The sequence below is a fragment of the Flagellimonas aquimarina genome (assembly GCF_003149745.1).
Taxonomy (GTDB): domain Bacteria; phylum Bacteroidota; class Bacteroidia; order Flavobacteriales; family Flavobacteriaceae; genus Flagellimonas; species Flagellimonas aquimarina.
Genome location: NZ_QGEG01000002.1, coordinates 356,613 through 382,415, shown reverse-complemented (window position 1 = coordinate 382,415; position 25,803 = coordinate 356,613). Strand labels below are relative to the sequence as shown.

The following is a 25,803-nucleotide window of genomic DNA, read 5'->3' as shown; positions in this document are numbered from 1 at the left end:
CAGCTTTTTAGAGTTGTCGTTTTTATTATATGAAAAACATATTTAGATTTATAGCTTAAACACTCCTTAATAAGCTACTTTTACTGCCTCATTTTAACAAGAATCTGTAGTAAGGGAGGACAACCAATGCAACATATGAAAATTCCTAATAAGGACAAATATCGTTTACAGGACAAAATTCAATTGGTGCTCAAGGTTAACTATTATTCTTCTTTATTTGCTGTTGTAATAGGTCTAATCTGCTTGTTTCTTTTAGATATTAAAGGAATAATTCCATACACATTCTTTGTTTATGCGGCTCTAAACCTACTAAACACTTTTTTGTTTAGTAAGCATAAAAGCCTAACGGCAACGTATAATATTACCTCCATACTTGCAATGATTGGAGCCACTATCATAACACTGTTCAGCGGAGGTATTCTAAGTCCATTCATTTTTGTACTGGCCATTGTAGTATTTGCTGGTTACGTAACCACAAAAATCTATGGCCAAGTTTATCTTATTATTAACCTAGTTGTTGTTTCAATAATTTTTCTTTACGATTTAGGTGATTTCAAGATTTCAGAAAATACGGTACCCATGGCATCTAGGAATTGGTTTGCCTTTTTTAGTGTAATTTTTGCCGTCTATTTATTGGGAGGTGTTTTTGGAAAGAATTTATTGAGGGTGCATCATAAGTTGTACAAATCCAGACGGGAAATTCAAGAACGAATTGATGAAAAGGAAACACTCCTAAAAGAAGTGCACCATAGAGTAAAAAACAACCTCCAAACAGTTTCAAGTTTATTGAGCCTGCAATCTAGATCCATTGCAGATGAAAAAATCAGCAGCATTATTAAGAGTAGCCAAAATAGAGTGGTTTCTATGGCAATGGTACATGAAATGCTTTATAAACGTGATGACTACATATCCAAAATAGAACTAAGACCTTATGTAAAAGAACTTACCGAATATTTACTGCGATCTGTTAAGGGCAATACTAATAATATAAAATTGGACTTAGATATAGATGATTTCAAGTTGAGTATTGACACGGTGATTCCCTTAGGACTAATTATCAATGAAACCATTACCAACGCCCTTAAATATGGTATTACCGAAGACAATGGTGGTGAAATTAGTATTTCGTTCAAAAACCTGAAAGATAATCGTTACGAACTGTACCTAGGTGATAACGGTGTAGGGTACTCCCATAATTTTGATCCAAAAAACTCAAAATCCCTAGGATTAAAACTTATATATAATCTTACAAGACAGTTGCGCGGAACCATTGCAAGAGATATGGCAAAGAAGGGCACTTATTATCGTATTGAGTTTGAAGAAATAGTGGAAGATTTCAACGGAATCATTTAATCCTTTTCATATCTTTAGAAGATTAACCAATCTTCGTATACATGTTGAAAAAATTACTCCTTGGAGTACTATTTTTAAGTACCTCTCTTTCAGCTCAGGACTATTTCTTTAAAAAATTTCATCCCTTTAACTCTAACATTCCATCTCCAGAAGAATTCTTAGGATATGGTATTGGAGAAAGGCACACCAGACATGACCTAATTGTCAATTATCTCACTAAACTTTCTGAAGTATCCGATAGAGCTTCTATTCAAGAATACGGAAGAACCCATGAAGGTAGAAAGCTGGTTATTCTTACTATAACCTCACCTGAAAACTTGCAAAATTTGGATCAGTTAAAATCGCAGCATCTGGAATTTACCGATCCAACAAAAAACCCTACAAACTATGAAGATGTGCCCATATTCATAAACCTGGGGTACAATGTGCATGGCAATGAGCCTTCTAGTTCAGAAGCTGCCTTGTTAACAGCCTATACCTTAACAGCTTCCAACAGTCCGGAGATTTTAAAATACATTGATAAAGGGGTAGTGTTCATTGATCCCACTATAAACCCAGATGGCAGAGACAGACATACGCAATGGGCAAATATGTACCAAGGCAACCCACTAGTAGCCGACCCACAAGATGCCGAACACAATGAGTATTGGCCCAGAGGCAGAACAAACCATTATTGGTTTGATTTGAATAGAGACTGGTTATTGGGCATCAATCCAGAGAGTAGAGGCAAATTAACCTGGTATCATGAGTGGTATCCCAACGTAGTTACAGATTTTCATGAAATGGGGACCCAAAGTTCCTACTTTTTTGAGCCCATGAAAGATAATGGCTCCTTGAATCCGATAATGCCAAAGGAGAATTACGTAGACCTCAACAATTTATTTGGTGATTATTTCTCTAAAGCTTTGGATAGTATCGGTTCATTTTATTTTACAAAAGAAGTGTTTGACGGTACCTATCCAGGCTATGGCTCCTCCTATCCAGATTTGCAAGGTGGATTGGGGCTATTATTTGAACAAGCAAGTTCAAGAGGGCATAAACAGACCACGGATTTTGGAGAAATCACGTTTCCGTTTACTATAAGAAACCAATACACATCCAGTATAACCACCATTAAAGCAGCGGTTGAAAATAAAGGTGTTTTGCGCAAGTACCAACAAGAATTCTTTAAAAGTGGAATGGCAAATGCGTCCAAAACCAGGGTAAAAGGATATTCATTCAAAGATGAACATGATCCCAACCGCGTAAAAGCATTTGTTGACAAACTACTTCTTCATAAAATTGATGTCTATAAATCAGGCAACAGTTTCGTAGTACCTACAAGACAACCACAATATAGAATGGTACAAACCATGTTTGAGACCTATGAGAAGTACCGTGATAGCGTTTATTACGATGCATCTGCCTGGTCCGTAGCCAATTTTTACAATATGAAGTACAAGCCAGCCACTGCTCTAAATCTTGGTGAGAAGGTTACATCATTGGATAATTTGGTAAAGACAACGTCTATTGGCAAATCTGAATATGCCTATATCATTGATTATGATGATTACAATGCTGTGGCAGCGCTGAATTATTTACAGTCTAAAGGACTTGTTATTTCTTCCTCCGCCAAACCTTTTACAGCGAACACCACAAGCGGAAGTCAAAAGTTTGGCTATGGCGCGCTTGTAGTTCCAGTAAGTCTACAAAAAAAGGATGCAAATGCGGTTTATCAGTTGGTGAAACAAGCGCAAGAGAAATATCATGTTCCTATTTATACTGTTAATTCAGGATACAGTTTACAAGGCATTGATTTAGGAAGTAGGTGGATTTCTCCTTTAAAAAAACCTAAAGCCGCCATGATAATTGGTGACGGAGTGCGTTCTTATGAAGCTGGAGAAGTATGGCATCTGTTGGACACTAGGGTGCATATGCCAATAACCAAAATCCCGGTTCGAAATTTTGGAAGAGCCAACCTAGACAAATACAACACGTTGGTGATGGTCTCGGGCGGTTACGATTTCAGCAAAAAACAACAAGAAAAAATAAAGAATTGGGTAAGCAAGGGTAACACCCTGATTACCATTGGAACCGCTTCAAAATGGGCAGTTGACAAAAAATTAGTCGATGAAAAATTAATCAAGAAAGAAAAGGATTCAACAAAAGCCATTAAACGCAAAGCATATGTAAATGCACCCGAAGACCTAGGGAAAGAAAGTGTGGGCGGCGCAATTTTTAAAGTGGATTTGGATATTACCCATCCTCTTGCATTTGGTTATAATGATACTTCCATTCCAATTTATAAAAACAACTCAGTCTGGTTGGCGCCCAGCAAAAACGAATATGCTACTGTAGCAAAGTATTCCAAAGACCCACATATTGATGGATTTATTACCAAGAAAAATATGGAAGAATACCTAAAACCTTCAGCTTCCTTAATTGTAAGCAAATTGGGGAGCGGCAGAGTGGTTCTATTTGCAGATAACCCAAACTTTAGAGGGTCTTGGTACGGCACCAATCGGTTATTTTTAAATGCCTTGTTTTTGGGCGATAAAATCAGAATTCTAGACTAATATACTTATGAAAAAATTACTTTGTTTTTTATTTCTTTTCCAATTTCTTTTCAGTAATGGACAGGAAAAAATGAGTGAAGGTCCTTTTCCTCAACTTATTATTAGAGGTGTTACGCTGATCAACGGAAATGGTGCACCACCTCGCGGCCCAATTGATATAGTGGTCGAGAACAACAAAATTGTAAAAATACAGGTGGTAGGTTACCCTGGCGTTAAAATAGATGATTCTAAAAGACCCAAGTTAAAACCTGGAGGAAAAGAGCTTGATTGCAATGGCATGTACCTTTTACCTGGTTTTGTGGACATGCACGGCCATATTGGAGGAATAGCACAGGGGGCGGATTATGATTATGTTTTTAAACTATGGATGAGCCATGGAATCACCACCGTTAGGGAACCTAGTGGGCGCGGGGTCGACTGGACTTTGGACTTGAAGCGAAAAAGCGCAAAAAATGAGATCATAGCACCTAGAATCTTTGCATATACAGGTTTTGGGCAAAAAACAAAAGATTTTAATCCTTTGAATGATGCACCTATTAGCACTCCCGCCCAGGCAAGAAAATGGGTTAGGGCCAATGCCGAGAGAGGTGCAGATGGCATTAAGTTCTTTGGGGCAGCCCCAGAAATAATGGCGGCGGCCTTGGACGAAAACAAAAAACTAGGGCTGCGTTCCGCATGCCACCATGCACAATTGGATGTTGCTCGATGGAATGTATTGCATTCAGCAAGAGCAGGGCTAACAAGCATGGAGCATTGGTATGGCTTACCTGAGGCTTTGTTTGAAGATAGAACGGTTCAAAACTATCCTCTAGGTTACAACTACCAAAATGAACAGCATAGGTTTGAAGAAGCCGGAAAATTATGGAAACAAGCCGCCAAGCCCTATTCTGATCATTGGAACAAAGTCATGGATGAGCTAATAAGTTTGGATTTTACGCTTGACCCAACTTTTAATATCTATGAGGCCAGTCGTGACTTACATAGGGCAAGAAGGGCAGAATGGCATGAAGATTATACATTACCCTCCCTGTGGGACTTTTATCAACCTAGTAAAATCTCCCATGGTTCCTATTGGCATGATTGGGGTACCGAGCAAGAAGTGGCATGGAGAGAGAACTATAAACTTTGGATGACATTTATTAACGAATACAAGAACAGAGGTGGTAGAGTGACCACTGGATCAGATTCTGGATTTATCTTCCAATTGTATGGTTTTGCATATATCAGAGAAATGGAATTGCTTCGAGAAGCCGGCTTCCACCCTCTGGAAATTATTAGATCATCAACCTTAAACGGTGCAGAAGCCTTGGGAATGGCTGATAAAATTGGAACAGTAGAAGTAGGGAAATTGGCAGATTTTGTGGTAGTATCAGAAAACCCACTTAAAAACTTAAAAGTTTTGTACGGAACTGGGGCCGTTAAATTAACGGAAGACAATGAAGTTGTTCGTGTGGGAGGTGTTACCTACACCATTAAAGATGGTGTTATTTACGACGCGAAGGCACTTCTGCAAGACGTAAAAACAACAGTACAGCAGCAGAAACAAAAATTAAACTACAAAATAAAGCAACCGGGATTAAAATAGCGTACATATTTTAGAGGTTTAAAGGTTAAGATGGGCAAAAATATTCTAACTGTTCCAAGAACCACTTAAATATCGCCCCGTTACAGTTTTTTCCGATTAAGTGTTAAAGTGGGTCATTTTGGTTAAAATGGCCCATTTTCTTTGATGTGTTGTCCGAATCTTTTTTTTTTCGAAATGAAAAAGCCACGGATGCAATAACAAACGCAGTACTAAAAAATAGAGCAAGTGGAATAGCTATTCCCATAATCATGATTAAGCCAATTTAGATTTGTTTCTTTTAGTTCTAAAAGAAAGCTCTTTTTTAATCCTAGAATTTTTGAACATATAAAGTCTAGCAACTTCAGTTTCTGTTTCCTGAATTTCAATATTCAATTCAACACCCATAGCAATAGTTTCAACTTTTACTTCCTTAGCAGTGTCTTGTGCCATTGCTAGAGTTCCGAAGAAGATTATTGCGATGATGGTTAAAATTGCTTTCATGACTTGGGTTTTTATTACAATGTAAATGTACCCTCACATGCTATGTAGCCTGGATTTAACTCGTTTAACCTTCTTTTTTTTTCGGTGTGGGAACCTTTTTCAGATAAAGTGTATTTTATCCTCGACAAACGTTTTTAAGGTCAAAAACACCCTATCGATTCCACGTGCATTTCATCGATGTTTTAAAAAGAGAGTTTCAATAAAAGGTTGGGATTTGGGCAGTTTTTCCGATAAAAATCTAAATCGTTCTTAGAAGATACCCCAGGATAATCGCCTAGGCACCCCTGTAAATCTGATATTAATTGAAAATGTAAATGCGGGGCATAGTTCACATTAATATCTGGAGTCCCCAAAGTTGCAAGCATTTGCCCTCTTTTAAACTTCATACCTATTTGAAGTCCCTCTATCGACTCTAAAGAAAGGTGACCATAAAGTGTGTAAAAGGTAATTCCTCTTAAATCATGCTCCAAAACTATGGTGGGGCCATAATTCCCAATATCACAATTGTTTTTAAAACTATGAACTTTTCCTTCTATTGGAGTAATCACCTTAGTACCTGCCTTGCACCAAAAATCCATACCTAAATGTATATTGCGTTGGCCTGTGCTAAGAAAACGTTCAGATTTGGCATATAATGACCTCTGTTCCAAATATCCGCCAAAAGCCACGGTTGCATTTTTGTCTTTTAGAACTTCATTTATATATTCTTGACAGGAGTCAGACGAAGTAATATCAAATCTTTCTAAACTCTTATTGTTTGAAGATAAGTCTATTAGACAATAATCCGTAAGGGGTATATCTGAACCCAATATGGATATAGAGCCAGAATCATATTCTTGGAGGAATGTTTCCAATCTATTCATTATGCACAAAACATTGATGATTAACAATTTTTAACAGCTACACAAGTAATACTTCTTATCTTGATGCAACTAAATACTAAAACCAAAATGAAGATAGCAACAATTACCTTTTTAGTATCTGTTTTGTTGGCATCCGCAAGCTGTCAACCCAAAAATACCTCAATTAAACCCGTTCTTGCACAGCAAGAAGCCATAGAAAAAATTGAACTCTCTTCTGAAGTATTGCAAGAATACGAGACTGCTTATTTTGCAAGTGGTTGTTTTTGGTGTGTAGAAGCCATTTTTGAGAGTGTAAAAGGCGTTAAGGAAGTCGTTTCCGGTTATTCCGGTGGAACTGAGAAAAACCCCACCTATGAGCAAGTGGCTTATGGACGTACCAGACATGCAGAAGCAGTAGAAGTGTTTTATGACCCAGAGGTTATATCCTTTACCAAATTGGTCCAAGTGTTTTTTGGTTCTCACGACCCTACCTCATTAAATAGACAAGGACCTGATAGTGGGGCTCAATATCGTTCCATTGCTTTTTATAAAAACGCTGCAGAAAAGAAAATCATAACGAACTATATGACTCTTTTAGAATCCAAAGGGGTGTACGACCGTCCTATTGTTACACAGGTTAAGGAATTCGATGTTTTTTACAAAGCAGAAGACTATCATCAAGACTTTGAAAAAAGAAACCCAAACAACTCCTATATAAGAAACGTGTCAATTCCAAGGTACAATAGGTTTAAGGAAAATTTCAAATCTTATTTGAAAGAGGGATCACATTAATACGTAGAGGAAGTTTCTTATGGCGATGCAAAAACCCATAAGTTTTGCCGAAGACTATGGTGATAATGATACTGGTGCGGTGAAAGAAAACTTTATAGGATCCGTATTTGTTTCTAGAGAAGATAAGAATCAGGGATGAATCAATATTGATGTTTTTGGGACTTTAATACTTAAATAACCTTTATTCTTGTAAAACTACTTCGCTGTATTTAGAGTTGATCTTGATGGATTTACCCTGTTTATTATTGATATGATAACCTTTATGAACAATAGCGCCATAGTGATCTGATGAGCCAATTGCAAGAACTTTAGGATATTTAAATTCTGAAGCTATTTCATTAACATACACAGAAAACGGAGTTGAGGGAATTTTACAATTAACCTCTCCATTCTCCACAGTAATATCAATGATGGAAAAGTTATCGGATATAGAGTTTATATTTAGATCACCAAGGTTATTGGTGACAAATACCTTGCCCTCTAAATGATCAATGACTACGTTAGAAGAAATAGCATTTAATTTAAGTTCTTTCACTTCTTTTAAATTGACCAAATCTGAATAATCCGTTTTTAGCTGCCCTAAATTCCATTTCTGAACAACCACTGGCGAATATGATGCTCTTATGTCTGTTCGATCACCATCAATGGTAGAAGCATGCAAGCTTGCGTAAGACAAGCTTGCATTAATGTTTTTGGTGTTAGCGGCCAATTTCACCTCTCCATGCCTAACGTTCATTTTTAGTTTAACCGATTTGGGCATCTTTATTTTTATGCTCTTTTTTACCTTATATTTTTTATTCTCTCCATCTGAGGAAAAGTAAAATGTATCAGAATCAGTGTCCCTCGTGATTGTAAAGGACCTTTCTGATCTTGCCTCGTGCCTAGCCTCATTTCTTACTGCCCTAGCCTCATCCCTTTGCATTCTAGCCTCGTTCCGAACAGCGCGTGCTTCTTTGCGCAGGGCATTGCGTTCTTCCAAAAGTTTCTGTCTTTCCTCTTGTCTTTCTTGAATTTCTCTCTCTCTCTCCTCAGCCCTCTGCTCCACTTCTTCGCTCCACTCCTCAAAACGGTCTTTATACTCTTTATCAAAGTTTTTGTCAAAATCTTTTTTCCATTCCTTAAGATATTTGTCCCCATCCTTTTTGTACTTGTCGTAATCAAACTGGACAAAAGGTATTGGAGGCATGGGCGGTAATTCTGGAATTACAAACACTTCCGGGACTCTTGGAACAGCTTCCAGTTCTGGCAATTCCGGAATTCTTAAGCTTTCAAAGAGCGGCTCTACAAAAGACACATCTGGAATCACAATGTCCAAATCTCTAAAATCAAATGAATTTCCAAAATTTACTCCTGCAGTACTTACCGTGATTTCTTTACTGTTTCCTACAATTTTAATGGCGTCTTTTTCAAAATAAGACTTGGCTTCTTCATCTGTCGCTTCTTCCAGTTCAACTGTAGCAGTAATTTCCACTTGATTTTTGTCCCAAGTTTCAAATTCTATATCGGCATGGCTGGTATCAATGTTCAATACGGCATCTTTGCCTACATTAAAAGTCTCCTTGTATGTCTTAGATTTTTCTTGGCCATAGCAGATAATGCTCCCCATGGTAAAAAGAAAGACATTAAACAATATTTGATGATTTCTGTTCATTTTTTGATGATTTTAATTGATTCAACTTTGTTTTTAATTTTTGTAATAACTGTAATCTTAGTTGCAGGTTTTTAACCAGTGCCGTTATAGTCTGGTCATTGGGCCCAATCTCATTAAGTTCAATATTCAATCTATTGTACTCTTTGTCAAGTTCCCCAAGTCTTTCCATATAGCCGTCTATTATCACTTTATTGTCTCCGGTAAACTCCAAATCAGACAGTTCTAAATTAATATTGGTAACATAATAGCTTTCTATTTTCTTCAAGTCTGGAGAAAGATCACCCAGAGAAATGGTTTCTTGTACTTCTTTTGAAGTATTGTTTTCGACCACTGTGGGGTTTGAATTTGTTCCTACATGATCAGTGGAAGAAAAAAAGTAAAGTCCCAACCCAACAATCACAACTACAGATGCTGCAATGGACAACCACATAAGAGAACTGGACTTTTTCTCAGTCGGCATTTCCACTTCCAATTTGGACAGGAAACGATTTTCATGTCCACTTTTAATTTTGTGAGTGATCTGCTCACGTTCCTTTTCAAACAATTCTCTAAGATCCTGTGCCATAAGCTTTGTCTTTAAGTGTTTCTTTTAACCTTGCTTTTCCTCTCAATAACCTTGTTCTGGATGCAGTATCAGAAATTTCCAGTATTTGTGCAATTTCACCATGGTCATAACCTTCTAAAAGAAATAATTTCACAACATATTTATACTTGTCCGGTAATTCTTCAATTGCCATTTTTACTTGTTCAATAGTGATACCATCTTCTACAGTCCAGTCTTCATCCTCAGCAAGATGTAAATACCCTTCATTCAACTCCACGGTTTTTTGATGTTTTGATTTTAAAAAATCAATACTTCTGTTCACTACAATTCTTTTTAACCAAGCGCCAAATGTTACTTCTCCCTTAAACTGATCTATCCTTTGGAACGCCTTGATGAATGATTCTTGCAATACATCTTCCGCATCATCTGGATTTTTTAAAAAACGCATCGCTACACAGAACATGCCGTCACAATATTGCTTGTAGAGCTTCAATTGTGCCTTTCGGTCGTTAGTCTTGCATTGTTCTACCAGTTCAATTTGAAACATGGGCAGCTGTTATTTGGTATTTTGGTCGTTTGTATTAAGGACGATGAAAAAAATGCGCCGTTGCAAAGTAGCCCTCTTTTATGTGATTTTTAACAAAAAAATCCCGTTGAGGGCTCAACAGGATCTTATTTTTTTGAAAATTTTCAGTTCGCTATTCGTCCATCAATAAATTTAAATGAACAGTAATGTTGTCCATTGTGGCCTTGCTGTACGGGCAAATCTCATGAGCTGCATTTATTAAATTCTCGCCAGTTTCTTTATCAACAGTTGGTAGATAAGAATCTAAGGTAGCTTCTAGAAAGGCCCCATCTTCATCTGTATTAAAAGATATAGTTGCGGTTACACTAAAGTCTCCCAAATCAGCAACCCCGTGCTCTTTAGCAACAACCTGAAGTGCGCCAGCAAAACAACTAGAATACGCCGCGGCAAAGAGTTCTTCTGGATTAGTGGATTTTGCATTGGGCTTTCCTTTGGAATTTGGCATACTAATGTCAAAATTCAATACCCCATCCTCACTTTCAACATGTCCCGATCTACCTCCTGTATTGGTAGCTTTACTTTCAAAAATAGTTTTCATCTGTAAGTCTTTTAATTCTTATTCTCTGAAACAAGCAATAGCACAAAAGCAAATTGCTTGACTCATTTATATTTAACTAGAGAAGTTACTACTTGTAAGTGGATAGTAACCAATACCAACCATTAAATTTGTGTGAAATACATTGAAAACTTTATACCTTAGTAATGAATTCCATGAATTTGATCCTTGGCAAGTAAAAAAGATATATCCACAAATACAGTTTCAAAAATAAAGCAGCTTCGGAAACAAGAAACATCGATTGAATCGTTGGTCGATGGTATTTTTAGAGGAGATAAGGCTATTCTTGCAAAGGCCATTACGCTTTTGGAAAGCGCCAAGCCCGAACATTTTGAAAAGGCCAACGCCATTATTGAAAAATGCCTTTCCAAACCCAGCAAAAGTATCCGAATTGGAATTACAGGAGTTCCAGGTGTAGGAAAAAGTTCTTTTATAGAGGTATTTGGAAAGACACTTACCGGTCTAGGTAAAAAAGTGGCCGTTTTGGCCGTTGATCCAACGAGCACTCTCACCAAAGGAAGTATTCTTGGAGACAAAACCAGAATGGAAACATTGGCCAAAGACCCTAATGCCTTTATTAGGCCTTCACCTTCTGGGGAATCTTTGGGAGGGGTAGCAAGAAAAACCAGAGAAAGTATTATTCTATGTGAAGCTGCCGGTTATGATATTATCCTTGTAGAAACAGTAGGTGTTGGGCAGAGTGAAACTGTTGTGCACAGCATGGTAGATTTTTTCTTACTATTAAAGTTATCTGGTGCCGGCGATGAATTGCAAGGCATAAAAAGAGGTATTATGGAGATGGCAGATGCCATTGCCATTAACAAAGCGGATGGTGATAATCTTAAAAAAGCAAAACTGGCAGAAACAGAGTTTTCACGGGCTTTACACCTATATCCCCCAAAAGAAAATGGATGGACACCTAAAGTCATGAGCTGTTCTTCAATTGAAAACAAAGGAATTTTAGAAATATGGCAAATGGTAACGGACTTCGTATCCAACAATCAGCAAAACGATTTTTTTGAAAAAAATAGGAAAATGCAAAATAAGAATTGGTTTCTTCAAACTGTTGACGAACAGCTAAAGCAATTCTTCCATCAGAAAAGATACTATAAAGAGATTAAGGAAAAAATGTTGAAAGCAGTTGAGCAAAACAGAATATCACCCTTTTACGCTGCTAAAACAGTACTGGACCACATCACCAAGGAACTTAAATAAAAGAAGTAAATTTGCCCAGATCATAAGCTAATACATGAGCATAATCACCAACTCTCTCCTATCTATTGTAGTTCCTTTGTACAATGAAGAAGACAATGTGGTCCTATTGACCAAAAAAATCCATGAAAGTCTTTCAGGGTATACTTACCAAATAATTTATATTGATGATTTTTCTACGGATAACACCCGGAAAATTGTCAAGGATATGGATGATAACCATGTTCATCTTATTGAGCTGAAAAAAAACTACGGACAGAGCTTGGCATTGGCAGCAGGAATTGATTACGCCGAAGGGGAATTTATAATTACAATGGATGGCGATCTACAGAACGACCCTTCTGACATACCCCAAATGCTTGAGCACGCAGTAGGCGAAGACTACGACTTAATAACTGGAATTCGGCAAAAAAGAAAGGACTCCTTGGTAAAGAAAATACCTTCTAAAATTGCCAATTTCTTGGTCAGAAGAGTCACTAAACTGGACATTAAGGATAATGGATGTGCATTAAAAGTTTTCACCAAGGATATTGCCAAAGGATTGAACCTTTATGGTGAAATGCACCGTTTTATAACACTTCTGGCACATTTGGAGGGCGCACAGATCAAGCAAGTGCCCGTAAAACACCATGCACGGCATGCTGGTGTCTCTAAATATGGATTAGAACGCGTTTTTAAAGTTGTAGCAGACATGATGCTGTTGCTCTTTATTAGAAAATACTTTCAAAGGCCCATCCATCTTTTTGGAATCTTTGGGGTGCTCCTTATTATTCTTGGATTCTTCATCAATATTTACTTGCTCATACTAAAATTGGGCTTGGGAGAGGATATTGGAAGCAGACCTTTATTGATTTTTGGAATGATGTTTATTTTAGGGGGGATTCAACTTTTTACTATTGGGATTGTCATGGAGTTGCTCATTCGCACGTATTATGAATCTCAACAAAAAAGACCATATAGGGTCAAAAAAATTACAATAGGTGACGGAAAAGCTGCGTAAAAAGCTCATCACTGTATTAAAAATCATTGTCAGTGCAGCTTTGATTTACTTTATTTTCACCAAAATCAGTCTTGAGGATGTAATAGGCACTTTAAAAAAGAGTAATCCTCTATATTTGGTCTTGGGGGTATCACTGGTTGCTTTTTCAAAAGTGATGGCCGCTTTTAGACTCAATCTATACTTTCACGAAATAGGCGTTAAGATTACCCAGGGCAGCAATCTTAAATTATACCTGCTGGGTATGTTCTACAATCTTTTTCTTCCTGGAGGAATTGGTGGGGATGCATATAAAGGGTATGTAATTCAAAAGGAATACAAATCAGGCACAAAAAAAGTAGTCTCGGTATTGCTATTGGATCGCTTGAGTGGGATGTTGTTGATTTTTATCTATGCCTGTATTTCTGCACTTTTAATAAAAAGTAGTCTCTTTCAGGATTTTGTATGGTTCATTGCATTGGCCATTCCTCTAAGCGTTATTACGTTTTGGTTGCTCCATAAAAAATTCTTTGCGTATACTTTGCCAGTTTTTTGGAAATCTGTAGGTTATTCGGCACTTGTGCAACTTTCCCAACTTGTTTGTATCCTTTGTATTTTAAAGTCACTTTCCATTGACCTAGCCACTTACGAATATCTTTTTGTCTTCTTAATCTCTTCAATAATATCTGTGGTTCCATTAACCATTGGTGGAATTGGAAGTAGGGAGGTGACTTTTTTGTATGGAGCTAAATGGTTGGGGCTAGACGCAAATACATCTATCAGCATCAGTTTTGTATTCTTTCTTATAACTGCTTTGATTTCTCTATTTGGGATAATCTATCATTTTAAGAAACCTAGATTGGAAGTAACACCTTAATCCAAACTTACCAAATGCATTTTATTCAGTTTTTTTGATCGCGTAAGAGGGTTTAAAAATCCAATTTGCAGCCGAGTAATCCTAAACTGGTCTACCGTAAGTTGTTCATGCCAATGAAAATTTGCGCTTTGAAGCTCTTCTAGCTCCTGATCCGTGGCATATATCCAAATACCGCTTTTGTCCATTAATTCTGATTTGGAAACAATGTTAACTGGGTTTCTATTATAAAAATCCATGGCCCAAGTGTGCCTGTCAGAAATCTTATAGATCTTATCCACTGGAATATCATGTTCAGAGATTTTTTCTGCCATTGCAGAGCCAGCCTGATACTTTAGCAAAGAAGGATAAAAATGAGTGTTCAGTACACCATTCAATAATAAAGAACTATAAACGGACAATGTGATTATACGCATATAATATTCTTCTCGCTTTAAACAGAAATATGTGATTAAAGCAAGTACCGCCAATAGTATTATATAACAGTGAATACCTTTAAACTTAAAAACATGAAAACATACCAACAATGTGAAGATAAACACCAAGCTGAGGATAAAATATTGTACTCCTAAAATTCCTTTTATTATGGAATGCTTGGCGTGGCGGTATAAACTATATAAATAAGATGCAGTTAGTATGGAATATAACGGTATTAGAATATTTATATAATGTGGAAGTTTAAATTGAGCAAGGCTTATGAGGAAAAATAGGATAGTAATTCCCCCTAAAGTTAAAAACTCAAATTGCGGCCTATATGCAAACTTCATTTTCCAAAATGTCTTGGCTCTTCGCCAATAGGCGATCAAAGCCAAAACTGTCCAGGGTAAAAACACCCATAAAAATGTATGGAAAAAGAAAAAGAAATCATTGCTGTTCTTGCCAACGCCTTCTCCACTCAGTCTTTCAAAACTTTGTTCCCAAAAAATAAAAAAGATACCACTGCGGTTACTTTTTCCTCTAATGATCTTTTCTGGGTGAAGATCAAACTGCAAATAATATGCATAGAGCATGGGTGCTATCGTTATTCCAAAAACGAGTAAAGCCATTAAGACTTTCCAGCTTAACAAGCGCGCCCATTTACGGGTGTATGCCAAATGGCAGAGAATACAAATACCAATGACCACCAAGGCAATCTGACCTTTTGTAGAAAAGGCCATGCCTGCTCCAAAAGCACCTAACATAATGTTTTGGAGTGTATTTTTTTCAATATATAAAACCAGTTGCCAGATTGAGAAAATAGTGAAACCGGTCAACACCGCATCTGTACGAACATCTATATTGGATAAAACAATGGTTTGGGCAGTCATGAAAATAAGCGCAGAAAACTTACCTATATCATTATTATAAAGCAACTTCCCCAATCCATAACAACTATATGCTCCCAATAGCGCGGCCAAAATCCCAGGAATCCTATAAGCCCAATCATAAATGCCAAAAACTTTAAAAGACAAAGCTGCAAGCCAGTAGTGCATATGGGGCTTGTCTAAATATTCCTCTGTTCCTTTAATTAAAGTGAAAAAGTCATTCTCTTGAACCATTCTCATGGCCATTACGGCAAATTGCGCCGAATCGTTCTCAAAAAGGGTCACGAACATTCCAGCAATGTATACCAGAACTACAAGGGTAAGTAAAAACCAATATCTGGTTTGTGATATCATGGCCCAATTTTTTGGAATGCAAATATAGCTAACTTGGCAAATAACCATCCAAAAACTGCACCAATCAAAATACCTGTAATTATATCTAAGGGAAAATGAACTCCAATATATATTCTGCTATAGGCCACGATCAAAGCCCATAAAATGAGCAAACTTCCAATGTATTTTACTTTATTAAAAAACAAAATGGAAAAAAAAGTGGCAGGTGCAAAAGAATTTGCTGCATGTGCAGAAAAGTATCCAAACTTGCCACCACAATAACTTTTCACCAAACGCATGATTCCGTTTATTTCTGGATCATGACATGGTCTTAAGCGACCTACACCGTATTTAAAAAAATTAGATAATTGATCAGTACAGGTTATCAATAAAGCGATGCTAACCAAAATCACGGCCGTCTTCTTTAATCCAAAACTTTTAAAGGATAAATAGAGCAATAGGATGTAAAGAGGTGCCGAATTTCGTGTCCTGGTCATAAACATCCAAAAGCCATCCCATGTTTCAGTCCCTAAACCATTTAGGAATAAAAAGGCTTCTTTGTCTATTTCTATTAGTGATTCAAGCATTATCCTGCGTCATATCTAGATACTTCTCGGTCGTAAAACGCCGTAGCAGCTTCTATTTGTATCTCTGCTTCTGCTGTTAGCTCTTCTTCATCTTCTTTGGAGAATTCTTCCAGCCACTCTACCTCATCATTTTCCAGATTGATGACGAAACGAGGATATTCCGTATGTACAATAAAAATTGAATTGGGGTAATCCGTGTTATCTCCTAATAAAAATTTAGGTAATTCCATTTTATATGAGTTGAATTCCAATAACAGGAATCTAGTTTAACTTTTTATCAATTTTTTGGTCAAATAGTTAAATCGAATATACAACATTACCGCTGATGCGGTTAGCCCAAGCAACAACCCAATCCAAATACCTGTACTTTTATATTCTGAAAACAATCCAAAATAATAGCTTACAGGAAATCCGATTAACCAATACGCAATAAAGGTTATCAAAGTAGGAATCTTAACATCTTGAAGGCCTCTTAATGCACCCAAAACCACTACTTGGATACCATCAGAAATCTGAAAAAACGCAGAAACCAATAATAATTTGGCCGCAATGATTATCACCTCCATATTATCTACTTGGTTGACCACGTCATCTACATCCAGATATATTGTAGGTAACCAATATCTTCCAATCAGGAAAAGAGCTGCGAAAACTATTTCTAACAAAAATGTGAGAAAAAAAATCGATTTTGCAATTCTTCTTAACTCTCTAAAATTTTGCAATCCTTTTTGGTTTCCTACACGTACCATCGCGGCCACGCTCAGACCCATACCAACCATAAAGGTCATACTGCTAAGGTTTAGCGCAATTTGATTTGCCGCTTGGGCATTTTTTCCCAATACACCACTTAACCAAATTGCTGCCGTAAAAATTGCTACCTCAAAAAACATTTGTAAAGCGGATGGAAATCCTAAGCTGATGATTTTTTTAATGACTTTCTTTTCAATCAACTTAAAATTAAAACCAGTAACGTAAGCTTCAAATTTTTCCTTTCGCTTTAACAAAAACCAAATATACCCCACCATGATAAACCTAGAGGCCAGTGTACCAATAGCTGCGCCTACAATTCCAAGTTTTGGGAATCCAAAAGAGCCAAAAATCAACAGGTAGTTAATGACTATGTTTATCACATTTGCCAAAATTGTGGCATACATTGGGTATTTGGTTTGAGAGAGCCCTTCAGAAAATTGCTTAAATGCCTGAAATATAATGAGCGGAACCAAGGAAAAAGCTACCAATTCCAAATATGGAATAGCAAGCTCCACAACTTCAGGGGGTTGCTTCATATAATACAAAAGAGGCTTACAAAGAAGTATAATTCCAAAAAGTGAAAGACCTAAAACAGTGCACAATACCAGTCCATGCTTCAAAGCACTTTTGCCATCTGCCCTGCTCCCTGCCCCATCTGCCTCTGCAACCAACGGAGTTATTGCCGTGGAAAACCCTATACCTAAAGACATGGCAATGAATACAAAACTGTTTCCCAATGAGACGGCAGCCAATTCTGCAGTGCCTAGCTGACCAACCATAATGTTATCGGCAAACGCAACAAACGTATGGCCCAACATACCTAAAATAACAGGGTAAGCTAACCTTAAATTGTATTTGAATTCTTTAGTGTATTGCTGGAACAAAGTGGAAATTTAAAAGAACGTAAAGATAACTGGATTGATTAGATATTTGAGCTGCCCCGTAGCTAGTTTTTGACAAAGAATGAACAAAGGGTTAGATCAAAGGCTTTTGGCCTCTTCCCAAAAAACATCCATTTCGGCCAAGGTCATATCTTTTAAAGATTTTCCCATTTGTTTGGCTTTGTTTTCTAAGTGTTGAAACCTCTTAATAAATTTTTTATTTGTTCTTTCCAAGGCATTCTCCGGGTTTACATTTAAGAAACGTGCATAATTAATCATGGAAAAAAGAACATCTCCAAACTCAGATTCCAATCTATCAGGATTGCCTTGTTTGATTTCTGCTTGTAGTTCTGAGAGCTCCTCTTTTACTTTCTCAAAAACCTGTTCTGGATGTTCCCAATCAAATCCCACACCGGCAACTTTCTCTTGAATTCTATTTGCTTTCACCATTGAAGGAAGGCTGTTAGGAACCCCTTCCAACACACTTTTTTTTCCTTCTTCAAGTTTTATCTTTTCCCAATTCTGTTTTACTTGCTCTTCGTTTTCAACTTTTACATCCCCATAAATATGCGGGTGTCTGTTGATAAGCTTTTCACATATTCCATTGGCAACATCTGCAATATCAAAATCTTTGGTTTCCGAACCTATTTTGGCGTAAAAAATTATATGCAACAATAAATCCCCCAGCTCCTTTTTGATCTCTTCCAGGTCATTTTCTAAAATGGCATCGCCCAGTTCATATGTTTCTTCAATAGTTAAATGTCTAAGAGATTCCATGGTTTGTTTTTTATCCCAAGGACATTGGTCACGCAACTCATCCATTATGTTCAGCAGCCTATCTATAGCCTTTAACTGCCCAGCTCTTTCGTTCATCTATAAAATTTTATCTAAAAATACAAAGACCGTATATTAGAAAGTGATAGATTTTGAGCTTATTTTAGAAGACTATCAACACTTTTTACAATCATGAAAGCTAACCTGTACTATCTTCTCATAATTTCACTTTACTTTGCACCTTTTAACAATTGCGTTATGGCTCAGGAAAAAAGTATTGAAAAAAATATAGATTCGCTATTACAACAAATGACCTTAGAGGAGAAGGTTGGTCAAATGAACCAATACAATGGATTTTGGGATGTTACCGGCCCTGCTCCAAAAGGGGGGAATGCAGAAATAAAATATGAGCACCTTAAAAAAGGGCTTGTTGGTTCTATGTTGAATGTTGTTGGCACTGAAGAAGTAAGAAAATTACAAAAACTCGTAGTTGAAGAAACCCGATTGGGCATACCTCTAATTTTTGGATATGATGTTATACATGGATACAAAACCCTAGCCCCAATACCTTTGGCAGAAGCTGCCAGTTGGGATATGGAAGCTATTGAAAATTCTGCAAAAATTGCTGCCCAAGAGGCTTCGGCCGTAGGACTTAATTGGACTTTTGCGCCAATGGTGGATATTTCTAGGGACCCTCGTTGGGGGCGTGTTATGGAAGGTGGTGGAGAAGACACATTCTTAGGTGCCAAAATTGCTGAGGCCCGTGTAAAAGGCTTTCAAGGTGATGATCTTTCTAAACCAAATACACTTGCTGCCTGTGCCAAGCATTTTGCAGCTTATGGTTTTGCAGAAGCCGGTAAAGAATATAACACAGCTGATATTGGCACTTCAACTCTTTACAACACGGTGTTACCTCCTTTTAACGCTGCGGTCGATGCAGATGTTAAAACAATAATGAATGGTTTCAATATTCTTAACGGAATTCCAGTTACTGGCAATAAAATGCTGCAACGAGACATTCTAAAAGAAAAATGGGGGTTTGATGGCTTTGTAATATCGGACTGGTCATCTGTTGGAGAAATGGTGCCACATGGATTTGCCGAAGACTTGAAACATGCTGCAGAACTAGGAGTTAAAGCTGGTTCTGATATGGATATGGAATCATCCGCATACGTATTACATTTGGTGGAAAATGTAAAAGAAGGTAAGGTTGATGAAAGTTTAATAGACGATGCCGTAAGACGTATTTTAAGGGTAAAATATGAATTGGGCCTATTTGATGATCCATATAGATATTGCGATGAAGAAAGGGAGAAAGAAGAGCTATATCACAAAAAACATCAAGCTGCTGTTTTGGATATGGCCTTAAAGTCAATTGTACTTTTGAAAAACGACAACGACCTTCTTCCTCTTAAAAAAGGGCAACAAAAAATTGCGGTCATAGGTCAATTGGCAGATGATAACAACAGTTCTCTTGGGAGCTGGCGATTAGGTTCAGATGACAATACCGGAGTTTCAGTTTTAGAAGGTTTAAAAAACCACTCCATAAATTTTTCTTACTCACAAGGGCCAAAAGTATTTGAGGATGCCAATTTTTTAAATGAAGTAAAAGTTAATCATACCAATACTTCAGGTATTGAAGAAGCCGTTGCTCTTGCCAAAAAATCTGATGTTGTCTTAATGGTTTTGGGAGAGCATGGGTTTCAAAGTGGGGAGGGTCGCAGCCGTACCAAGTTGGATTTGCCCGGCCTGCAATTGGATTTATTGAAGGCTGTACATGAAGTCAACAAAAATATAGTACTAATATTAATGAATGGCCGTCCCTTGACAATTAATTGGGAAGCCGAGAATATTCCTGCCATTTTGGAGACATGGCAGTTAGGCTCTCAAGCAGGAAACGCCATTGCAAAAGTATTGTTTGGAGACCATAACCCAAGTGGAAAACTGCCAATGACATTTCCAAGAAGCGTTGGACAAATACCTATTTATTACAATCATTTCAGTACTGGAAGACCTGACCCAGAATCCACAGTTTTCTGGACACATTATGGAGATGAAAAAAATGAACCACTTTTTCATTTTGGCCATGGGTTAAGTTATACCGAATTCAAATATTCCAATTTAAAAATTGATGCCACTGATGAGAAAGCGATCAAGGTTTCAGCTACCATCCAGAATATAGGAGGTGTAACTGGTAAAGAGGTGGTGCAACTTTATATTCATGATAAAGTTGCAAGCGTAGCCAGACCTGTCAAAGAGCTAAAGGGTTTTCAAAAAATAAGTTTAGATCAAGGAGCTTCGCAGGAAGTGACATTTGTTCTTACAGATAAAGAACTTGGTTTTTACAACCATGATTATGAGTTTGTCGTTGAACCTGGAACATTTGAGGTTATGATAGGGACAAGCTCTCAGGAAGGTTTAACAGGAACATTTGTTTTAAAATAATTGACCAGTAAATGATAAGATATTTTCCTCTTCTCTTTTTATCGGTATTGAGCATAAATGCGCAGCAAGACCTGCCATTTGCCGAAGAAGTCAAAGAAGTACAGCAGCGAGTGGATTCAATTTGGGATTCTTCAAAAAACACCATTGTTTTTACAGGAAGTTCGAGTATCCGTCTTTGGGAAGATCTTCAAAAAAGGTTTCCTGGGCACCATGTTCTAAATACGGGTTTTGGAGGGTCCCAATCTTCAGATCTAGAACATTATCTAGATGAATTGATTCTTAATTACACCCCTGCCAAGGTTTTTATTTATGAAGGGGACAATGATATAAGCGCAAAAAGAAAACCCAAAGCCATTATTGGCACATTAGAAGATATTGTAGAGGACTTGCATCTAAAAAGACCTAAAATGGAAATTGTTCTTATCTCGGCAAAACCAAGTATTTCTAGATGGCACTTAAAACGCAGGTACAAACGTTTAAACAAACAAATGTCCAAATTGGCCTCTAATATCAATGGTGTTGAATTTGCAGACGTATGGAACATCATGCTTGATAAAAGAAAACTGAAAGCTGATCTTTTTATAGAAGACGGACTCCATATGAATGTCAAAGGGTATGATCTCTGGTATGAGATCATCAAGAATTTTATGAACAAATCCAATCCTTAAACATGTTATCTAGATTAATATTGATTGTTACCGCCATTAGCTTCATGGCGGCCTGCCAACCAAAGAAAAGAGAAATAATCTTTCCAAAAACGGACCTCTCAAAAACCGCTTTAATCCCAAAACCCTTAAAAACAGTTCCAACGAACAGTGCCTTTGGTTTATCAAAAAATACGGTCATTTACACTTCAGGTTCCAAATATGAACAGGTAGGCCTGTTTCTATCGGAAAAAGTGAAATCAAAAACAGATTTGGATATTTCTGTCAATACAAACAATGGTGAAGTATCTGCAGATAGGCACATTTACATCACCGAGTCTGATAGTGTTGATCTAAAAACTCCAGAATCTTACCAGCTGTACATCAAAAAAGATTCTATTTTTTTAAATGCAAAAACAGCAGCTGGTGCATTTAGGGGAATACAGACCCTAAGGCAACTTATCCCAAATAAGAGTAACGATACCCTAACAGACCATCCGCTATGGTTAATTCCGACTGGAAAGATATTTGACGAGCCAAAATTTGAATATAGAGGGGCCATGTTAGATGTTGCCAGACACTTTTTCACCGTTGACGAAGTTAAAAAGTACGTGGATATTTTGGCCTATTACAAATACAATGTATTACACCTTCATCTTTCTGACGATCAAGGGTGGCGAATTGAAATAAAATCTTGGCCTAAGCTCACTCAAATTGGTGGTGCCACTGAAGTTGGTGGAGGTGCAGGAGGTTATTATACACAAGATGACTATAGGGAATTAGTAGAATATGCTGCTCAAAGACATATGATCATTATTCCAGAAATAGATACACCTGGGCATACCAATGCAGCTTCTTTAAGCTACCCCATTCTAAATGGGAATGGCAAAACGGTTAAATCATATACAGGTACTCGTGTTGGTTTTAGCACTTTTGATACAAGAAAAGATACTGTCTATTCATTTTTGGACGATGTTATCAGAGAGATTGCCTCTCTCTCTCCGGGGCCTTACTTTCATATTGGCGGAGATGAAAGTCATGTGACCAGAAAAAGAGACTATATCCATTTTGTTGAAAAAGTGGAAAAGATTGTTCAAAAACATAATAAACAGATGATGGGCTGGAATGAAATTGCTCAAGGAAACATAAGCGCATCAACCGTGACACAGTTATGGAATGAACCTCATAATGCTCTAAAAGCGGCCAAAAACGGTTCTAAAATTGTTTTGTCTCCCGGTGAAAAAACTTATTTGGACATGAAATATGATTCCCTTTCCAAATATGGCCTAGATTGGGCCGGACTTATTCCTGTTGATGTTGCTTACAAATGGAATCCCGAAACTTATGTTGAAGGCTTATCAACTGAGAGCATTTTAGGTATTGAAGCCCCTCTTTGGTCAGAGACTATATCCAATATTGAAGAACTGGAGTACTTGGCTTTTCCAAGAGCAATTGGTTATGCCGAACTAGGTTGGTCCTCTTCAGAAAATTGTAATTGGGAAGGTTATAGAAAGCGCTTGGCTATGCACGTTTCGTTTTTAAATCGAATGAATGTAAATTATTATCCAACCAAGTTGGTAGATTGGGAATAGTGGTTACTCTTCTTCGTTGGAGGAAGCTAAAACCTTTTCATCATCAGTATCATCAGTATCTGAAAAGTCATTGATTTTATTGTCCAAAAGAATATTATACCATTGAATGATTTTCTTTATATCACTGGCGTATACCCTATCTTCATCATAGTTTGGTAGAATCTCAAAGAAGTATTCTTCAAGTTGTATTTTTTCCACCTTGTGGCTAATGCTGGTTTTTTTACCACCTTCTTTGTCTTTTATCTTTTGAAACACCTCTCTAAGCGGCACTTCTTCTTCCAGGGTATAAATGGCTATTTCAGATAACACACTTACATTGCTTCTGATGCCCACGGTAATTCGTTTTCCATCCAATAAAGATTCCCCAACAAAACCGCTCCTTGTTTGGGTCAATAACTTAAAAAGTCCGGGTTTACCCCCAATTGATAAAATCTTGTCCAGTACCATCTTTTCTATTTTCTGCGCGCAAAATTATACTTTTATCCCAAACACGGTTTTTTTTAACGTCCTTTTTTGATATTTGGGAACCGCATTTTATAATCTACACTGATTTTACCTTTTGAAATCTTGTCCAATCTGCTTTTTAGAAGCCTTTTTTTCAATGAAGAAAGCTTATCGGTAAAAAGAACGCCTTCAATATGGTCATACTCATGTTGAATGACTCTGGCCAAAAGGCCATCGTACGTTTGGGTATGCGGTTTAAAGTCTTCATCCAAATAGCTAATTGTAATTTCAGGTTTACGCTTTACATCCTCTCTAATGTCCGGAATACTTAAACAACCTTCATTAAAATCCCATTCATTACCTGTTTCTTCTTCAATTTTGGCATTGATGAATACTTTTTTAAAACCATTTAAGGCTTCTTGATCCTCTTTGCTCAAATCCTCATCATCTGAAAATGGTGTAGTATCTACCAAAAATAAGCGAATGGGCAATCCTATCTGTGGCGCTGCCAAACCAACACCATGAGCGTTGTACATGGTCTCCCACATATTGGATATTAATTCCTTCAATTTGGGGTATTCTGTGGTAATTTCCTTTCCAACCCTACGTAAAACAGGTTCTCCGTATGCAACTATAGGTAAAATCATATAACTAAATTCTGTTAAGGTACGCCTGCAAAATTAGTGTAGCACTTATTTCGTCAACAATAGCCTTGTTTTGTCTTTTTTTCTTTTTCATTCCGCTGTCCAACATGGATTGAAACGCCATTTTGGAGGTAAAACGTTCATCTTGACGCTCTATTTTCATAGCTGGAAATCTGCCAGACAACTTCTTTAAAAAGGGTTGAATTAATTCTTCGGATTCTGATGGTGTGTTGTCCATTTGTTTTGGAAGTCCTACTACTATCTTTTCAACTGCCTCCTTCTCACAGTAATCCGCAAGAAAAGCAATCAAACCCTTTGTTTCAACTGTAGTTAATCCTGAGGCAATTAATTGAAGTTCGTCTGTAACCGCTATTCCAGTTCTCAATTTCCCATAATCCAAAGCCAAAATTCTTGCCAAGTCTAAATTTTTGGCAAAAATAAACCTAAAAATGTTATGCTTTTAAAATAAGCTGCGATATTCTATTCTGCAGATTATCTTTGTCAAAAATTAAAACAAATGACGCAGCTAAGAGCACTTATAGAAAATGCTTGGGAAAATAGGGATTTACTAAAAGAAAATAAAACCCAGGAGGCAATCAGAGAGGTAATTAATTTGATTGATTTGGGTGAACTAAGATGTGCGGAACCCACAGAAAATGATTGGCAAATCAACGAATGGGTCAAAAAAGCCGTTGTGCTCTACTTTCCTATTCAAAAAATGGAGGTTTTGGAAGCTGGAATTTTTGAATATCATGACAAAATTCCCTTAAAAAGTGGATATAAAGAAAAAGGTGTTCGAGTGGTTCCCCATGCCGTTGCCAGACATGGTGCATATATTTCCAAAGGCACCATTCTAATGCCAAGCTATGTGAACATTGGTGCTTATGTAGACGAAGGCACTATGGTAGATACTTGGGCCACCGTAGGCAGTTGCGCGCAAATAGGCAAAAACGTTCATTTAAGTGGCGGTGTTGGAATTGGCGGTGTTCTAGAGCCTTTACAAGCTGCTCCGGTAATAATAGAAGACAATGCCTTTATAGGTTCACGGTGTATTGTTGTTGAGGGAGTAAGAGTTGAAAAAGAAGCCGTTTTGGGAGCAAATGTGGTGCTAACCGCCTCCACAAAGATTATTGATGTAACAGGGGAAGAACCTATTGAGCTAAAAGGTAGGGTCCCTGCTAGATCTGTGGTTATTCCAGGAAGCTATACCAAAAAATTTCCAGCTGGGGAATTCCAAGTTCCTTGTGCCTTAATTATAGGAAGAAGAAAAGAAAGCACCAACAAAAAAACTTCATTAAACAATGCGTTAAGGGAGCATGATGTTGCGGTTTAATGATTTCTATGAATGTATTTTGCAAAACATTTTACAATAAGTCCATTATCCTTATTTGAAAGTATT

25 protein-coding genes are annotated in these 25,803 nt (G+C 37.2%); 11 read left to right on the top strand and 14 right to left on the bottom strand.

Annotated elements, in window-relative coordinates:
• The first annotated feature begins 135 nt into the window (after window positions 1–135).
• The 3 genes from DKG77_RS08520 to DKG77_RS08510 are packed head-to-tail and all read left to right on the top strand — an operon-like array spanning window position 136 to window position 5,493.
• Window positions 136–1,353, top strand: coding sequence for a sensor histidine kinase (locus DKG77_RS08520; RefSeq protein WP_109663683.1), 1,218 nt, complete (start codon window positions 136–138; stop codon window positions 1,351–1,353).
• 41 nt (window positions 1,354–1,394) lie between these two features.
• Window positions 1,395–3,908, top strand: a complete 2,514-nt coding sequence (locus tag DKG77_RS08515) for a M14 metallopeptidase family protein (protein WP_109662162.1) — start codon at window positions 1,395–1,397, stop codon at window positions 3,906–3,908.
• A 7-nt stretch (window positions 3,909–3,915) separates the two neighbouring features.
• The gene (locus DKG77_RS08510; protein ID WP_109662160.1) at window positions 3,916–5,493 is read left to right on the top strand and encodes an amidohydrolase family protein; all 1,578 of its coding nucleotides are present in this window, start codon (window positions 3,916–3,918) and stop codon (window positions 5,491–5,493) included.
• Window positions 5,494–5,745: 252 nt separating this feature from the next.
• Here the strand turns inward: DKG77_RS08510 and DKG77_RS08505 are convergent, their stop codons facing one another.
• Window positions 5,746–5,973, bottom strand: coding sequence for a hypothetical protein (locus DKG77_RS08505; protein WP_109662159.1), 228 nt, complete (start codon window positions 5,971–5,973; stop codon window positions 5,746–5,748).
• 182 nt (window positions 5,974–6,155) lie between these two features.
• Complete coding sequence (locus DKG77_RS08500) at window positions 6,156–6,836, bottom strand: peptidoglycan DD-metalloendopeptidase family protein (protein WP_109662157.1); 681 nt, start codon at window positions 6,834–6,836, stop codon at window positions 6,156–6,158.
• A gap of 87 nt (window positions 6,837–6,923) precedes the next feature.
• On the opposite strand from DKG77_RS08500, the gene msrA reads away from it, so the two are divergent.
• On the top strand, window positions 6,924–7,607 hold the full coding sequence (gene msrA, locus DKG77_RS08495; protein ID WP_109663681.1) for a peptide-methionine (S)-S-oxide reductase MsrA: 684 nt from the start codon (window positions 6,924–6,926) through the stop codon (window positions 7,605–7,607).
• A gap of 181 nt (window positions 7,608–7,788) precedes the next feature.
• Here the strand turns inward: msrA and DKG77_RS08490 are convergent, their stop codons facing one another.
• From DKG77_RS08490 to DKG77_RS08475, 4 genes are all read right to left on the bottom strand, one after another.
• A complete protein-coding gene (locus DKG77_RS08490) occupies window positions 7,789–9,258 on the bottom strand; it encodes a DUF4097 family beta strand repeat-containing protein (RefSeq protein WP_109662155.1) in 1,470 nt (489 codons plus the stop codon).
• The gene (locus DKG77_RS08485) at window positions 9,230–9,823 is read right to left on the bottom strand and encodes a hypothetical protein (RefSeq protein ID WP_109662153.1); all 594 of its coding nucleotides are present in this window, start codon (window positions 9,821–9,823) and stop codon (window positions 9,230–9,232) included. Before DKG77_RS08485 ends, DKG77_RS08490 begins: the two co-directional genes overlap by 29 nt.
• Window positions 9,807–10,349, bottom strand: coding sequence for an RNA polymerase sigma factor (locus tag DKG77_RS08480; protein WP_109662151.1), 543 nt, complete (start codon window positions 10,347–10,349; stop codon window positions 9,807–9,809). Before DKG77_RS08480 ends, DKG77_RS08485 begins: the two co-directional genes overlap by 17 nt.
• A gap of 151 nt (window positions 10,350–10,500) precedes the next feature.
• Complete coding sequence (locus tag DKG77_RS08475) at window positions 10,501–10,926, bottom strand: organic hydroperoxide resistance protein (protein ID WP_109662150.1); 426 nt, start codon at window positions 10,924–10,926, stop codon at window positions 10,501–10,503.
• Between the two features lie 186 nt (window positions 10,927–11,112).
• On the opposite strand from DKG77_RS08475, the gene meaB reads away from it, so the two are divergent.
• Genes meaB through DKG77_RS08460 form a run of 3 tightly spaced genes read left to right on the top strand, consistent with a single transcriptional unit; the run spans window position 11,113 to window position 14,009 of the window.
• On the top strand, window positions 11,113–12,159 hold the full coding sequence (gene meaB / locus DKG77_RS08470) for a methylmalonyl Co-A mutase-associated GTPase MeaB (protein WP_109662148.1): 1,047 nt from the start codon (window positions 11,113–11,115) through the stop codon (window positions 12,157–12,159).
• A gap of 34 nt (window positions 12,160–12,193) precedes the next feature.
• Complete coding sequence (locus DKG77_RS08465) at window positions 12,194–13,156, top strand: glycosyltransferase family 2 protein (protein ID WP_109662146.1); 963 nt, start codon at window positions 12,194–12,196, stop codon at window positions 13,154–13,156.
• Window positions 13,137–14,009: a lysylphosphatidylglycerol synthase transmembrane domain-containing protein gene (locus DKG77_RS08460; RefSeq protein ID WP_109662144.1), complete on the top strand. Its 873-nt coding sequence runs from the start codon at window positions 13,137–13,139 to the stop codon at window positions 14,007–14,009. The genes DKG77_RS08465 and DKG77_RS08460 overlap by 20 nt, the downstream gene beginning before the upstream one ends.
• Here the strand turns inward: DKG77_RS08460 and DKG77_RS08455 are convergent.
• The 5 genes from DKG77_RS08455 to mazG form a co-directional block, all read right to left on the bottom strand.
• On the bottom strand, window positions 14,006–15,664 hold the full coding sequence (locus DKG77_RS08455; RefSeq protein WP_109662143.1) for an ArnT family glycosyltransferase: 1,659 nt from the start codon (window positions 15,662–15,664) through the stop codon (window positions 14,006–14,008). The genes DKG77_RS08460 and DKG77_RS08455 overlap by 4 nt on opposite strands.
• The gene (locus DKG77_RS08450; protein ID WP_109662140.1) at window positions 15,661–16,230 is read right to left on the bottom strand and encodes a phosphatase PAP2 family protein; all 570 of its coding nucleotides are present in this window, start codon (window positions 16,228–16,230) and stop codon (window positions 15,661–15,663) included. The genes DKG77_RS08455 and DKG77_RS08450 overlap by 4 nt, the downstream gene beginning before the upstream one ends.
• A complete protein-coding gene (locus DKG77_RS08445; protein WP_109662139.1) occupies window positions 16,230–16,460 on the bottom strand; it encodes a hypothetical protein in 231 nt (76 codons plus the stop codon). The genes DKG77_RS08450 and DKG77_RS08445 overlap by 1 nt, the downstream gene beginning before the upstream one ends.
• A gap of 36 nt (window positions 16,461–16,496) precedes the next feature.
• Complete coding sequence (locus tag DKG77_RS08440) at window positions 16,497–17,864, bottom strand: MATE family efflux transporter (RefSeq protein WP_109662137.1); 1,368 nt, start codon at window positions 17,862–17,864, stop codon at window positions 16,497–16,499.
• A gap of 96 nt (window positions 17,865–17,960) precedes the next feature.
• On the bottom strand, window positions 17,961–18,734 hold the full coding sequence (gene mazG, locus DKG77_RS08435) for a nucleoside triphosphate pyrophosphohydrolase (protein WP_109662135.1): 774 nt from the start codon (window positions 18,732–18,734) through the stop codon (window positions 17,961–17,963).
• Window positions 18,735–18,893: 159 nt separating this feature from the next.
• On the opposite strand from mazG, the gene bglX reads away from it, so the two are divergent.
• The 3 genes from bglX to DKG77_RS08420 are packed head-to-tail and all read left to right on the top strand — an operon-like array spanning window position 18,894 to window position 23,316.
• Window positions 18,894–21,080 carry a beta-glucosidase BglX gene (bglX, locus tag DKG77_RS08430; RefSeq protein WP_243414892.1) on the top strand — a complete coding sequence of 729 codons (2,187 nt, stop codon included), beginning with the start codon at window positions 18,894–18,896 and terminating at the stop codon, window positions 21,078–21,080.
• Between the two features lie 11 nt (window positions 21,081–21,091).
• A complete protein-coding gene (locus DKG77_RS08425; protein ID WP_109662131.1) occupies window positions 21,092–21,748 on the top strand; it encodes a GDSL-type esterase/lipase family protein in 657 nt (218 codons plus the stop codon).
• Window positions 21,749–21,750: 2 nt separating this feature from the next.
• A complete protein-coding gene (locus DKG77_RS08420) occupies window positions 21,751–23,316 on the top strand; it encodes a family 20 glycosylhydrolase (protein ID WP_109662129.1) in 1,566 nt (521 codons plus the stop codon).
• 3 nt (window positions 23,317–23,319) lie between these two features.
• Here the strand turns inward: DKG77_RS08420 and DKG77_RS08415 are convergent, their stop codons facing one another.
• From DKG77_RS08415 to ruvX, 3 genes are read right to left on the bottom strand one after another with little or no spacing between them, the layout of a single operon-like run.
• Entirely contained in the window at window positions 23,320–23,763 is a 444-nt protein-coding gene (locus tag DKG77_RS08415) for a DUF5606 family protein (RefSeq protein ID WP_109662127.1), read from the bottom strand.
• Window positions 23,764–23,816: 53 nt separating this feature from the next.
• Entirely contained in the window at window positions 23,817–24,407 is a 591-nt protein-coding gene (gene def / locus DKG77_RS08410; RefSeq protein ID WP_109662125.1) for a peptide deformylase, read from the bottom strand.
• Between the two features lie 4 nt (window positions 24,408–24,411).
• Entirely contained in the window at window positions 24,412–24,822 is a 411-nt protein-coding gene (gene ruvX / locus DKG77_RS08405) for a Holliday junction resolvase RuvX (protein ID WP_109662123.1), read from the bottom strand.
• Between the two features lie 99 nt (window positions 24,823–24,921).
• Here ruvX and DKG77_RS08400 point away from each other — a divergent pair, with 99 nt between their 5' ends.
• Window positions 24,922–25,737 (top strand): 2,3,4,5-tetrahydropyridine-2,6-dicarboxylate N-succinyltransferase, encoded by an 816-nt coding sequence (locus tag DKG77_RS08400; protein ID WP_109662122.1) that lies wholly within the window; start codon window positions 24,922–24,924, stop codon window positions 25,735–25,737.
• Window positions 25,738–25,803 lie beyond the last annotated feature (66 nt).

What these genes read in the sequence shown, in the direction of transcription:
- DKG77_RS08520 (WP_109663683.1), top strand. Translation starts at nt 136, where the DNA reads ATGAAAATTCCTAATAAGGACAAATATCGTTTACAGGACAAAATTCAA.
- DKG77_RS08515 (WP_109662162.1), top strand. Translation starts at nt 1,395, where the DNA reads ATGTTGAAAAAATTACTCCTTGGAGTACTATTTTTAAGTACCTCTCTT.
- DKG77_RS08510 (WP_109662160.1), top strand. Translation starts at nt 3,916, where the DNA reads ATGAAAAAATTACTTTGTTTTTTATTTCTTTTCCAATTTCTTTTCAGT.
- DKG77_RS08505 (WP_109662159.1), bottom strand. Translation starts at nt 5,973, where the DNA reads ATGAAAGCAATTTTAACCATCATCGCAATAATCTTCTTCGGAACTCTA.
- DKG77_RS08500 (WP_109662157.1), bottom strand. Translation starts at nt 6,836, where the DNA reads ATGAATAGATTGGAAACATTCCTCCAAGAATATGATTCTGGCTCTATA.
- msrA (WP_109663681.1), top strand. Translation starts at nt 6,924, where the DNA reads ATGAAGATAGCAACAATTACCTTTTTAGTATCTGTTTTGTTGGCATCC.
- DKG77_RS08490 (WP_109662155.1), bottom strand. Translation starts at nt 9,258, where the DNA reads ATGAACAGAAATCATCAAATATTGTTTAATGTCTTTCTTTTTACCATG.
- DKG77_RS08485 (WP_109662153.1), bottom strand. Translation starts at nt 9,823, where the DNA reads ATGGCACAGGATCTTAGAGAATTGTTTGAAAAGGAACGTGAGCAGATC.
- DKG77_RS08480 (WP_109662151.1), bottom strand. Translation starts at nt 10,349, where the DNA reads ATGTTTCAAATTGAACTGGTAGAACAATGCAAGACTAACGACCGAAAG.
- DKG77_RS08475 (WP_109662150.1), bottom strand. Translation starts at nt 10,926, where the DNA reads ATGAAAACTATTTTTGAAAGTAAAGCTACCAATACAGGAGGTAGATCG.
- DKG77_RS08465 (WP_109662146.1), top strand. Translation starts at nt 12,194, where the DNA reads ATGAGCATAATCACCAACTCTCTCCTATCTATTGTAGTTCCTTTGTAC.
- DKG77_RS08455 (WP_109662143.1), bottom strand. Translation starts at nt 15,664, where the DNA reads ATGATATCACAAACCAGATATTGGTTTTTACTTACCCTTGTAGTTCTG.
- DKG77_RS08450 (WP_109662140.1), bottom strand. Translation starts at nt 16,230, where the DNA reads ATGCTTGAATCACTAATAGAAATAGACAAAGAAGCCTTTTTATTCCTA.
- DKG77_RS08445 (WP_109662139.1), bottom strand. Translation starts at nt 16,460, where the DNA reads ATGGAATTACCTAAATTTTTATTAGGAGATAACACGGATTACCCCAAT.
- mazG (WP_109662135.1), bottom strand. Translation starts at nt 18,734, where the DNA reads ATGAACGAAAGAGCTGGGCAGTTAAAGGCTATAGATAGGCTGCTGAAC.
- bglX (WP_243414892.1), top strand. Translation starts at nt 18,894, where the DNA reads ATGGCTCAGGAAAAAAGTATTGAAAAAAATATAGATTCGCTATTACAA.
- DKG77_RS08425 (WP_109662131.1), top strand. Translation starts at nt 21,092, where the DNA reads ATGATAAGATATTTTCCTCTTCTCTTTTTATCGGTATTGAGCATAAAT.
- DKG77_RS08420 (WP_109662129.1), top strand. Translation starts at nt 21,751, where the DNA reads ATGTTATCTAGATTAATATTGATTGTTACCGCCATTAGCTTCATGGCG.
- DKG77_RS08415 (WP_109662127.1), bottom strand. Translation starts at nt 23,763, where the DNA reads ATGGTACTGGACAAGATTTTATCAATTGGGGGTAAACCCGGACTTTTT.
- def (WP_109662125.1), bottom strand. Translation starts at nt 24,407, where the DNA reads ATGATTTTACCTATAGTTGCATACGGAGAACCTGTTTTACGTAGGGTT.
- DKG77_RS08400 (WP_109662122.1), top strand. Translation starts at nt 24,922, where the DNA reads ATGACGCAGCTAAGAGCACTTATAGAAAATGCTTGGGAAAATAGGGAT.